The organism is Mycobacterium sp. pR1184, from assembly GCF_041287235.1.
Taxonomy (GTDB): Bacteria; Actinomycetota; Actinomycetes; order Mycobacteriales; family Mycobacteriaceae; genus Mycobacterium.
In genome coordinates, this window is record NZ_JBGGKR010000004.1 from 271382 (window position 1) to 283314 (window position 11933).

Consider the following 11933-nt stretch of genomic DNA (forward strand, 5'->3'; position numbering starts at 1 on the left):
ACTTCAAGAACGCTGCTCGCCACCCGAGACAACCCCCGTGGGGCTGACGCCATCGGCACCACCGGGAACGGGTCGGGACGGCGCAGGTGCGGCCGATCGGGCTACAGCCGCGGCGCGAGGCCACCACTTGGCCAGCTGCACCAGTTCGCGAGTTTCCTGCTCGAGAGTTTTTGCCCGGGATGTGACGATGTGGGCTGCATCGAGTCGTTGCGGGGCGAGTCCTGATGCTTTGGTGTCGGCTGCGTGTACCAGTTGCAGGGCCAGGATCGCGGTGTCGCGATCGGCGGAGGGGATGGAATGTGCAGCGATGAATTCGTCGACTCGGTCCGGGGGGATATCGCGGAAGTAGGGTCGTAGCTGCAAAATGAGATCCCGTATTTCAACGACGGTCTGATGAAGTTGCAGGGTGGTTTTGGCGCGACGGGCATCATCTTGCTGGAGGTCAAAAGTGATTTCGGGTACGGCCTGTCGCAGGCTGTTGCGCAGCGGCTGCAGTTTGCGCCATTGTCGACTGACGAGATCCAGCCCGCCACGGGCGAAAATCGCCAGCAGGCACGGGACTGCGGCGAGCGCGGTGCAACCGACAGCTTCCCAGAAGAAATACACGCCGTGGACCCTGGCCCGGTACGTTCCGGTGTGCGACCACCCGAGTTGTTCGAACACCAGCAGTAGCACCGATTCCAGGGTGACCCATCCGATTGCCAGTGCCAATATGACCCCAAGGGCCGCGACGACGCGTTCGCGGTACGGCGCTCCTGGACGGGCCAGCTCTCGGACGCTCAGTCGCATCAGCTGAACGACCAACACGAGGAACATCGTCGAGTAGAAAACGTAGGCGAGCACTCCGTCCCACCCGCCGGAAACTTCGACGGGCTTTGCCGCAACCCGGGCTCGCGTTGCTGCGACGAGATAACCGATGACCAATAGTGTTGCTGCACAACGGTAGTAACGGTGGCGACGGCCGATGTCAAGTCCCGATAGCCCTGACCACATCATGGTGAAACCGATGAATTCCGCGCTGCCAAAGATCAGGGCCACTGCTGCCAGTTGCTGTGCGGTGGTGACCGTAATCAGCGCAGCGTCCGACAGCTGTTGTTGGACAGCGTGTTCGCGCAGTAGCTGCGCCGTCAGCAGCATCGCCAGCGTGTTATTGAGATAGGTGTCAAAAAGATTCGTGTTGAACCCCACGTAGCGCGTGACCACCACGAGGACCATGAACAGGATAAGTGGCCACGCGACCACAGGGGGCACGGTGCTGGTCATCGGGAGCGGAAGAACACGCTACGCATGACCGAACGCTGCGCACCCGCGTCGGCGGCGGCAATGATCAGGATCGAGGCGAACGTCTCGGCGTCGCGTTCCTGTGCGCTGGCGTAGTCGGTACGGCCTAACACCGCGCGCACCGCGGCCGGGTCGAGGTCTGGCAGCAGTGTGGCGCACATGTGGCTTGGATCAGAGCCCAGGGGCCCACCGACGTGGGCTTGATCGTGGCCGAGCACCATGTGCCCAATTTCATGGCAGACGATCTGGTCCATGTGGTACTCGGAGGTGCCGACGTCGTGGACGATGATGTCGTCGGTGTCGCGCTTTAACCACAACCCGCACGGGTTGCCGGCCAGCGCCGGTGTGGGCGTTGGTATTAGCCGAATCGGTCGCCCCCGCATCCGGGCCACGTTGTCCACGAACTCGTGGCGGTCCCACGGGACGGGGATCGGCATCCGGCGGGCCAGCGCCTCCAACTCGGTGTCAGGAGTGGTCATCTCCGCCCCCAGGTGCCGGCTCGAGGGGAGGCAGCTTTTCCAGCTCGCGAACATGGTCGACCATCGCGACCAGATTGGTGAGGGCAGCACCCGTCAGCCCGGAAGCACGCATGGCCAAATCCCGCACCCCCGCATCGCGCAGTGCCTGCAACAAGCCCAGCTGCGCTTCGAGGTGTTCATCAACCTCAGCGTCGATCAAATAGGACGCGGAAACACCGAAAAACTCCGCGATCGCACGCAAATGCGCCACGGTCGGGTTGGTTTTCAGCCCGCTGCGAAGCTGCCACAAGTACGCCGGACTGATCGAAACACCAGTCTTTTCCGTAATGGCCTCGGCTGCAGCGGCATTCGACAGCACCGGCTCCGACGGACTATGCATGACCTCGAACAGCTTGTTGAGCTTGTCCGCCAGATCCGTCGTCGACACTTGGCCCTCCGTGCTGGTTCGACGCCGGCCCACCATACCTCCGTTCACACTGGCACCCCGCTCGTACACCCATGTTAAGACAGGGGGTGGAACATCGGTGGACAAACTATTCTGACCCGGCGGAAATAGAGTCGGCCCGCGTCCTTACCCCGCCCCGGTCACTCCGCGGTGTACGAGAGCGCGTCCAAGAGCTCGTCAACATTGAGCTGGGGTTGGATCCCGGAGGTCCCCGACAGACCCGGGGCAGCCAGCACGCTGAGCAGCTCCGGTTCGACTGCGGGAGCCGGAGGCGCCGGTAGCGTCCCGGGAGCCACGGTCACCGGGCCGATAAGGCCGCTATGGCCGGCGTAGCCGCCGGGACCGACGGTGACGATGTCGCCGGCACCGACGGTAAGGGTGCCGCCGCCTTCGACCGGGACGGTGCTACCGGCGTCGACGGTAAGGTAGCCACCACCGTCGATCGCGAGGGTGCCACCATCACCGACGGTCATGATGCTGCCGGAGTCGAGCGTGGTCGCCCCACCGGACTCGATCGTGAGGGTACTGCCGTCGCTGAGCGTGATGGCCCCACCGGACTCGGCAGTCACGGTGCCGCCGGTGTTCACGGTGACGGTGCCGTAATCGTTGAGGGTGCCACCGGTGTTGACAGTGACGCTGCCGTAATCGCTAAGGGTGCCACCGTTATTGACAGTGACGCTGCCGTAATCGTTAAGGACGCCACCGGTGTTGACGGTGCCGTAGTCGCTCAACGTGCCACCGGTATTGACAGTGACAATGCCGTAATCGTTGAGGGTGCCACCAGATTGCACGGTGACAGTGCCGTAATCGTTGAGGGTGCCACCAGTGTTGACAGTGACGCTGCCGTAATCGCTAAGGGTCCCACCGGTATTGACAGTGACGGTGCCGTAGTCACCGAGGCTGCCGCCGGATTCGACCGAGAGGGTGCCGCTGGTTTGGACAGTAACGGTACCGCCCGGGTCGACAGTGACGGTGCCGTAATCGCTCACGATACCGCCGGATTCAACAGCCACAGTGCCGTAGTCGCTCACAGTGCCACCAGACTCGACCGTGACCGTGCCGTAATCATTAAGGGCCGCACCGGTATTGACGGTGACGGTGCCGTAGTCGTTGAGGGCGCCACCAGTGTTGACGGTGACCGTGCCGGCGTCGTTGAGGACCCCACCGGGCTCGACAGTGACGGTACCGGCGTCGTTGAGGACGCCACCTTGGACGGTGACGGTGCCAGCGTCGTTGAGGACGCCACCGGTGTTGACGGTGACCGTGCCGGCGTCGTTGAGGACGCCGCCCATATCGACGGTGACCGTGCCGGCGTCGTGGACAGTCGCGCCGGCTTGGACAGTGAGCGTGCCGTAGTCGTTGAGAACGCCGCCGGATTCAACGGAGACCGTGCCGCCGCCGTTGACGGTGAAGGTACCGGCGTCATTGAGGGTGCCGCCGGTATTGACGGTGAGGGTGCCGAAATCGCTGAGCGTGTGGCCGGATTGCACAGTGACGGTACCGCTGTCGGTGAGGCTGCCGCCGCCGTTGACGATGAGGGTGCCAGAGTCGGTAAGAGTGCCGCCATATTCAACAGAGATGGTGCCGCCGCTGTTGGCGCTGAGGGTGCCGGAATCGGTAAGGGTGCCACCACTGTTCACGGTGAGGGTGCCGGAATCGGTGAGGATACCGCCGGAATTAATGGTGAGGGTGCCGCTGTCGGTGAGGGTGCCGCCGGAGCTGATAGTGAGGGTGCCGCTGTCGGTGAGGGTGCCGCCGGGTTGGACGGTGATGGTTCCGGCGTCGTTGAGGACGCCCGCGGGCTGGACGGCAACGGTGCCGTAGTCGTTGAGGACGCCGCCGTGGGTGACGTTGAGGGAGCCGTGGCCGGTGACGCTGAGGTAGCCGTTGCCGTTAACGGCGAGAGTCCCCTGGTCGCTGAGGAGACCGCCGGTGTTGGTGAGGGTGCCGTCGTCGACGGTGAGGGTGCCGCCGGAGTTGACGGTGAGGTAACCGTTGGGGCTGACGTTTAGGCTGCCGCCGTCGGTGATGGTAAGGGTGCCGTAGTCATCGAGGCTGCCGCTGTCGGTAAACGTGCCGCTGTTGATCAGGGTGCCACCGTTGTTGACGGTGAGGGTGCCGGCGTTGTCGAGGGCGCCGCTGTTGGTGAGGTTGCCGTTGTTGATCAAGGTGGAGCCGGGGTTGACGGTCAGAGCGTCGTTGTTGGTGAGGGCGCCGCCGTTGGTGAGGCTGGCACCAGTGTTAACGGTGACCGTGCCGGAGTTGTCGAGGGTGCCGGCATTCGCGAGCGTGCCGCTGTCGGTGAGACTGCCGCCGGTATTGACCGTCACAGTGCCCGCGTTGTTGAGGGTGCCGCCGGATTGGACGCTGACGGTTCCGTAATCGCTGAGCGTGCCACCGGGGTCGACGGTCACGGTACCGTAATCGCCTAACGTGCCACCGGATTGGACGGTGACCGTGCCGTAGTCGCTGAAGGCTCCGCTGGGATTCACACCGACGGTACCGCCGGTGTCCACCGTGACGGTGCCACCGGAGTTGACGGTGAAGGTGCCGCTATCGGTGAGGGTGGCGCCGGTGTTGACGGTGAGGGTGCCGCCGTCGTTGACGGTGAAAGTGCCGGAGTTGCCGACGCTGATGGTTCCGTAATCGTTGAGAGTGCCACTGTTGGTGAGGATGGCGTTGTCGGACACGGTGCCGCCGGTGTTGACCGTGACGCTACCGCCGGTGTTGACGGTGACGGTGCTACCAGTGCTCATGGTGACGTGACCGCCGGTGTTGACGGTGATGCTGCCGCCGGTGTTCACGGTGAGTTGACCGGGGCCGTTGACGATGACCAGACCGTCGGTGTTGACGGTGACGGTGCCGCCGTTGACGAAGTCGCCGAGGTCGAGGAACTCACCGCCGCTGCTCACGGTGACGGTACCGCCCGGATTCACGGTGACGGTACTACCCGTGCCGCCGGTGCTCACGGTGCCGTAGTCGTTGAGGTTGAGGGCGCCGCCGTCGCCGACGGTGAGGGTTGCGTAGTTGGTGAAGGTGCCGCCGGATTGGACGGTGACGGTGCCGTAATCGCTGAAGACGCCGGTGTTGGTGAGAGTTCCGTCGTTGACCAGGGTTCCGCCGGTGTTGACCGTAACAGTGCCGCCGGTCACGGTGCCGCCATTGGTGAACTCAGCGCCGGTGCTCACCGTGACGGTACCGCCGGTGTTCACGGTCACAGAGCCGCCGGAATCGATGGTCAGGGTGCCGCTGTCCGTGAGAGTGCCGCCCGGTTGCACGGTCAGGATGCCGTCGTCGGTGAGGACACCGCCAGAGTTGACGGTCAGGGTGCCGCTGTCGGTGAGGGTGCCACCACCGTTGATGGTCAGGGTGCCGCCTGGGCCGACGGTGAGGCCGCTGTCGGCGTCAAGGGTGACGGTGCCACCACTGTTGACGGTGAGGATGCCATCAGCGTCAAGGGTGAGGATGCCGTTGTTGGTGAGGGTGCCGTCGGCGTCGACGGTGAGGATGCCGCCTGTGTTGATGTTGCCGCCGACCGTGAGGCTGCCACCGTTGGTGAGGGTGCCACCGGAGTTGACGGTCACGGTGCCGGAATCGGTAAGAGTGCCACCGGAGTTGATGGTCAGGGTGCCGCTGTCGGTTAGGGTGTTGCCGTCACTGACCGCGACTGTGCCGTAGTCGGTGAGAGTGCCGCCGCTGGTGATCGCCAGAGTGCCGTTGTCCGTGAGGGTACCGCCGCTATTGATGGTCAGGGTGCCGGAATCCGTGAGAGTGCCGCCGAAGTTGACGGTCAGGGTGCCGGAATCCGTAAGGGTGCCACCGGAGTTGATCGCCAGGGTGCCGGAATCGGAAAGAGTGCCACCAGAATTGATCGCCAAGGTCCCGGAATCGGAAAGAGTGCCACCAGAATTGATCGCCAAGGTGCCGGAATCGGAAAGAGTGCCACCAGAATTGATCGCCAAGGTGCCGCCATCCGTGAGGGTGCCGCCGCTATTGATGGTCAGGGTGCCGGAATCGGCAAGAGTGCCACCAGAGTTGATGGCCAGGGTGGAGCCGGAGTCGACGGTGACCGTGCCGGACGAGGCAAGGGTGCCGGAGTCGGTGAGGGTGCCGCCGTCGGCGACCGTGAGCGTACCGCCGGAGCTGACCGTGAGACCGCCGCCGGAGTTGATACTGACAGTGCCGGAGTCGGTGAGCGTGCCGCCATCGGTGAGGATGCCGTTGATGTCGTCGATGGTGCCGCTGATGGTGAGGGTGCCGGTGGGATCGACGGTGACGGTGCCGCCGCTGTCGATGGTGAGGTTACCGCTGTCGATGGTGAGGGAACCGCTGTCCGTGAGGGTGCCGCTGTCGATGGTGAGGGTGCCGTCGTCGGTGACCGTGAGAGAGCCGGCGTTGGTGAGGGTACCGCCGTCGCTGAGCGTGACGGTGCCGTAGTCGGTGAGGATGCCGCCGTTGTTGAGGGTGCCGCCATCGATGATGAGGGTGCCGTCGACGGTGAAGGTGCTGCCGTCGCTGACCGTGACGGTGCCGGAGTCGGTGAGGGTACCGCCTGCGTTGACGGTGAGGGTGCCGGAGTCGGTAAGGGTACCGCCGGGGTTGACGGTGAGGTTGCCGGCGTCGATCAGATAGCCGCCGGAGTTGACGTTCAGAGTGCCGGAGTCGTTGAGGGTGCCGCCGCTGGCGAGCATGCCGGAGTCGGTGAGGGTGGCGCCGCTGTCGACGGTGACGGTGCCGCCGCTGTTGATGGTGAGAGTACCGCTGTCGGTTATGGTGCCGCCGTCGGCGGCCGTGAGCGTGGCGCCGCTGTCGACGGTGACGGTCCCGCCGCTGTTGATGGTGAGAGTACCGCTGTCGGTTATGGTGCCGCCGTCGGCGATCGTAAGGGTGCCGCTGTCGGTCAGGGTGCCGCCACCGTTAATCGTGAGGGCGCCGCCGTCGGTGAGGATTCCGCCGGGGTTGACGGTCAGCGTGCCGGAGTCGCTGAGAGTGGCTCCCGAGTTGATGGTCAGCGTGCCGTAATCGTTGAGGGTGCCGCCCGAGTTGATCGTGAGCGTGCCGCTGTTAGTGAGGACGCCGTAGTCGTTCAAGGTGCCGTCGGTGTTGACGGTGAGGGCGCCGTTGAAGACGCCGTTATAAGTGTTGATGGTGAGGGTGCCGTCCGTGTTGACGGTGAGGGTGCCGTAGTCGTGAAGGGCCCCGTTGGCGTTGATGGTCAGGGTGCCGCTGTTGGTAAGGGCGCCGCCGTTGTTGATGGTGACGGTGCCGGCGTCGGTGAGGGTGCCGCCGTTGTCGACGGTGAGGGTGGCGCCGTTGTTGATGGTGAGGACGCTGTAGTTCACGCTGAGGGTGCCGCCGCTGTGGACGGTGAGACTGCCGAAGTCGTTGAGGGCGCCGCCGGTGTCGACAGCAAGAGTGCCGAACTCGTCGAGGGTGCCGCCGTTGCTGATGGTCAGCGTGCCGCCGGACGTGATGTCCAGGAGACCGCTGTCGGTGAGGGTGCCGCCGCTGCTGATGGTCAACGTGCCAGCGTTGAAGATCGTGCCAGCGTTGGTGACGATACCGGCGTTGGTGAGGGTGCCACCGGATGAGATGGTCAGGTTGCCACCGGATTCGATGATCAGGGTGCCACCGGATTGCACAGAGAGGGTGCCGCCGGATGCGACGAAGATCTGGCCGCCGGATTCGACGATGACGGTGTCGCCGGAGCCGATCGTGTAGGTGCCGCCAGAGCCGACGGTGACGGTCTGGCCGGAGCCGATGGTGGTGGTGCCGGAGTTGGCGGTTGAGCTGAGTTGCTCTGTGAGGGTTTGGGTTTGGGTACCGGTGGTGTTGGCAGTGGCTTGGGCGACCGCGCGGGCCTGGTCGGTTTGCCCCGACTGGTTGGTGGTCTGCGGCGGGTCGTCAAACGCGGTCAGGGTGCTCGCGGACTCAGAAGCAGTGGCATAGCCATACATTGCGGCGGCGTCTTGGATCCACATCTCCATGTATTCGGCTTCGGTGGCCGCGATTGCCGGCGTGTTCTGCCCGAGGAAATTGGTCGAAATCAGCGTCATCAGCTGCGCCCGGTTGGACGCAATCACCGGCGGCGGCACCGTCATCGCGAACGCCGTTTCGTAAGCCGCCGCCGCCCCATAGGCCTGCGTGGCAGTCTGCGCGGCGGCAGCGGCGCTCGCTTGCAGCCATTCCACATACGGCGTCGCCGCGGTGGTCATCACTAGCGACGCCGGGCCCGACCATGCCTGCCCCGTCAGCCCCGCAATCTCCGAGGAGTAACCGGCCGCAGCGGATTCCAGCTCGGCGGCCAATTCGTCCCAGCCCGCCGCGCTCGACAGCATCGGGCCCGACCCGGGGCCGGAATACATGAGCTCCGAGTTGATCTCGGGCGGCAACAACCCAAAATCCATGGCCCCGTTTCCCTTCCAGCCATGACGACATACCCATATGACGAAAGTGCCGCAGCGGCTCATAGCCGACCTAGCGGTACGGAATGACCTCGGTCGATCCGTTACTGCGCCTTGTCGGAATCTTTGTTCCGGCTAAATATAACGGCATGCGCTACGGTGGCGCAACATATACTGAAATAAACGTCCGCTACCAGCCGTGGAGCCGAAGAGGACGCGACGTTGTCGCATCGGGCCTGGCCCGGACGGCGTCTCCCGTTGTGGGCGTGATGGTTTCGAGGTTCAGCGCCTTCGGATTCGTCGCAAGCCGACAGCGTCCACGGGCCGCCAATCAAGGCCGAGCCGTTGCCGTCGGTCACCGACGGTCGGGTTCGCGATCGCGCTGTGCACCGCGATCACCGTGATTCTGGGGATCTTCTCGCAACCGCTGCTCGATCTCGCGGATCACGCCGCACAGTTACTGCAGTAACAGTCTGACCCGCGGGCGCGCCCGCCAACAGATCGGGTGCCTTCTCCCCGACCATGATTGCGGGCGCGTTGGTGGGGCGCCATGACCGGCGCGTCGGCGACCCGCAGTCCCTCAACCCCGCGCACTCACGACCGCGTCGTCGTCGACGACCATCCGAGTGATCAGCTCAAGAACGGGCGCGTCGCCAGTACGTAGATCGCCAGCACCGCCAGCGGTGCTGCCAGCGGTACCCATGGCAGGTGCAACGGGAAGGCCATCGCCACCACGCCCACAAGGGTAAATCCCACGGCGCCAACCAATGTCGGCCAACTCACCATCGCGAACGCCTCCGGCATTCCGGCCGCGTATCGAGCTACCAGGTAGGCGGCCGCGCACAACCCCGAAAGTCCCACGAACATATAGGAGGGATCGGAGATCGCGATCGCGGTCACGCAGAGCAGCACGGCAACCGTCGCGGCGGGCCGAAAGACGATCCCGAGTGCCACCGCGGCCAGTGCCGCCATCCCGGCGCCCAGCGCCGGCCCGTCGGCGCCAACCACGGCCAGGCCGACCATCAGCAGGCCGAAGGCCATCGCCAGAGCATGGACTCCCAAGCGCGCGATATACGACATGGCTACCCTCGCAGCCGTCCACGCACGCGGTGGCGGCGATCCGGCATCACGCCCATCGACTGCTCCAGGGTGTGATCTTGCTTCCAGGCGACGATGTCGACACCGATGGTCGCCATGTCGCGATACATGGCGGCGCGCTGCAACGCCCACAGCCGATCTATCAGCGGGTCCTGTTTGTCTTCGAACGGTGAAGCATCCAGCGTGTCGACGGCGATCACGACATGGCCGCGCTTGCGTAGATCGATCAGCGCCAGTGCGAATTCCGTGTCGAGCAGGGTGGAGAACGCGATGACGATGGCACCGGCCGGGACCGCCGCACGCGGTGCCAGTGTGCCGGTGGTGTTTTCGAACCGATCGCCCGCAGCCAGGACGGTATCGAGGATCCGGTAGAACTGGCGCTGACCGATGTCGGCGCCGAGCCACCGCGGGCGATTGCCGCCGAGCGCGACGATTCCGGCGCGATCGCTGTAGCGCAGCGCGGTCTGCACCACCTGAGCCGCACCGCGTACCACTCGTTCGGTGGCATCGGTTGCCGGGCCCGCCGGCTGCCGATACCCATCGATCAGCACCACGACGTCGGCGGCGCGGTCGGTCAACCGTTCCGTCACGTGCAGCTGACCGCGCCGCGCGCTCACCGGCCAATTCACTGCCCGCAGTTGATCACCCGGAACGTAGGGACGGATATCGGCGTACTCGACGCCCGGACCTATATGCCCGGTCAAGTGAGCGCCGAGGCGGTCGAGCAACTCGGTGCGCGGGATGGGCGTCGACTGCGGCGGCGTCAGCGGAAACACGATGACATCGGCGGCATCGACGATCGCCGTCCCGGTGAGCAACCCACCGCGCGCCACCGCATCGACCCGGGCGCAGATCGCGTATCGACCCCAGCGCTGCGCCACGGCGGCAACCGTTTTCGCGTGCGAAGAAACCGAATCGACAACCTCGAGCTGTAGGCCCTCGACGGCGGGAACCGTGAGCTCGACCGCCCAGGCATTGGGCGCCCCGGCTTCCTCGGTTGCCGATAGCCTCACCCGCGCCTGCTCCCCTTCGAAGCATCGCTGCGACTCCGGTTCCGCCCGCACATAAATCTTCGGGACGGGGTGTTGCCAGCTGACCGAGCACAGCACGCCGAGCAGAGGCGCCGCGAACGCAACGAGCTGCCAATGCGCGCCGATCACGGCGGCAACGAGGGCAACACCACCACAGGTCGCGATCGCCCGCGTCAATGGTGATGCGCGCCAGCGGAACTCGGCTTCGTTCACGACCAGCTCATGTGGTGCCCTCGTTGGTACGTGGCACCGGCAAGCGTCGCAACAGTTCTGCGACGACGTCGGCACCCTGAATCTTGCGGACCCACATCTCCGGGCGCAGCGTGATCCGGTGCGCGACCGCGGCTATCGCGAGCGCCTTGACGTCCTCGGGGATCACGTAGTCACGGCCGAGCAACAGTGCCCGGGCCCGGGCGAGCTGGACCAGGTCGAGTTCGGCACGCGGGCTCGCGCCGACGGCGACCTGCGGATGGCGGCGCGTGGCGGTGGCCAGTGACACCACGTAACGAAGGACGTCCTCGTGCACCGTCACCTGCTCGACCGATTCGCGCATCGCCAATAGGTCCTGGGCGTCGACCACCTGATTGACCGTCGGTTCGGCCGAGCCGCGTTCCAGGCGGCGGCGCAGCATCGAGGTCTCGTCGCGCTCGGAGAGGTAACGCAGTTCCAACCGCATCGCGAATCGATCCAGCTGTGCCTCCGGCAGCGGGTAGGTCCCCTCGTATTCGATCGGGTTGTCGGTCGCCAGGACGATGAAAGGCATTGGCAACTTGTGGGTTTCGCCGTCGATGCTGACCTGGCCTTCAGCCATCGCCTCGAGCAGCGCCGCCTGAGTCTTCGGCGGTGTGCGGTTGATCTCGTCGGCGAGCAGCAGATTGGTGAAGATGGGTCCGGTCCGGAACGCGAAGTGGCCCGACTGCATGTCGTAGATCGTCGACCCGAGCAAGTCCGCGGGCAGCAGGTCCGGCGTGAATTGCACCCGGGTGAATCGCAGACCCAACGCGGCGGCAAAGGATCTCGCGATCAGTGTCTTGCCGAGGCCCGGCAGGTCTTCGATGAGGACGTGGCCGCGCGCCAGCACGGCAGTGAGGATGAGGGTCAGCGCGGAACGCTTGCCCACCACCACGCGTTCGATTTCGTCGAGCACCGCCTCGCAGTGTGCGGTGGTTGTACTGGCCGGCAAAGCGGTCGGCAT

At 65.1% G+C, this 11933-nt stretch carries 7 protein-coding genes and 1 pseudogene; 1 reads left to right on the forward strand and 7 read right to left on the reverse strand.

All coding sequences use genetic code 11. The annotated features are described in order from the left end of the window. Positions 1–3: 3 nt before the first annotated feature. From ACAG21_RS09540 to ACAG21_RS09555, 4 genes are all read right to left on the reverse strand, one after another. Entirely contained in the window at positions 4–1263 is a 1260-nt protein-coding gene (locus tag ACAG21_RS09540) for a DUF6545 domain-containing protein (RefSeq protein ID WP_370495759.1), read from the reverse strand. Further along, entirely contained in the window at positions 1260–1760 is a 501-nt protein-coding gene (locus ACAG21_RS09545; protein WP_370495760.1) for a hypothetical protein, read from the reverse strand. The genes ACAG21_RS09540 and ACAG21_RS09545 overlap by 4 nt, the downstream gene beginning before the upstream one ends. Next, positions 1747–2223, reverse strand: a complete 477-nt coding sequence (locus ACAG21_RS09550; RefSeq protein ID WP_370495909.1) for a helix-turn-helix domain-containing protein — start codon at positions 2221–2223, stop codon at positions 1747–1749. The genes ACAG21_RS09545 and ACAG21_RS09550 overlap by 14 nt, the downstream gene beginning before the upstream one ends. A 122-nt stretch (positions 2224–2345) precedes the next feature. Further along, positions 2346–8612, reverse strand: coding sequence for a PPE family protein (locus tag ACAG21_RS09555; protein WP_370495761.1), 6267 nt, complete (start codon positions 8610–8612; stop codon positions 2346–2348). A gap of 370 nt (positions 8613–8982) precedes the next feature. On the opposite strand from ACAG21_RS09555, the pseudogene ACAG21_RS09560 reads away from it, so the two are divergent. Next, a pseudogene (locus ACAG21_RS09560) lies at positions 8983–9078 on the forward strand (hypothetical protein); the annotation flags it as partial. A 161-nt stretch (positions 9079–9239) separates the two neighbouring features. Here the strand turns inward: ACAG21_RS09560 and ACAG21_RS09565 are convergent. The 3 genes from ACAG21_RS09565 to ACAG21_RS09575 are packed head-to-tail and all read right to left on the reverse strand — an operon-like array spanning position 9240 to position 11933. Then, a complete protein-coding gene (locus ACAG21_RS09565; RefSeq protein WP_370495763.1) occupies positions 9240–9689 on the reverse strand; it encodes a hypothetical protein in 450 nt (149 codons plus the stop codon). A gap of 2 nt (positions 9690–9691) precedes the next feature. Continuing rightward, positions 9692–10951: a DUF58 domain-containing protein gene (locus ACAG21_RS09570; RefSeq protein WP_370495764.1), complete on the reverse strand. Its 1260-nt coding sequence runs from the start codon at positions 10949–10951 to the stop codon at positions 9692–9694. 7 nt (positions 10952–10958) lie between these two features. Further along, positions 10959–11933 carry an AAA family ATPase gene (locus tag ACAG21_RS09575; protein ID WP_370495765.1) on the reverse strand — a complete coding sequence of 325 codons (975 nt, stop codon included), beginning with the start codon at positions 11931–11933 and terminating at the stop codon, positions 10959–10961.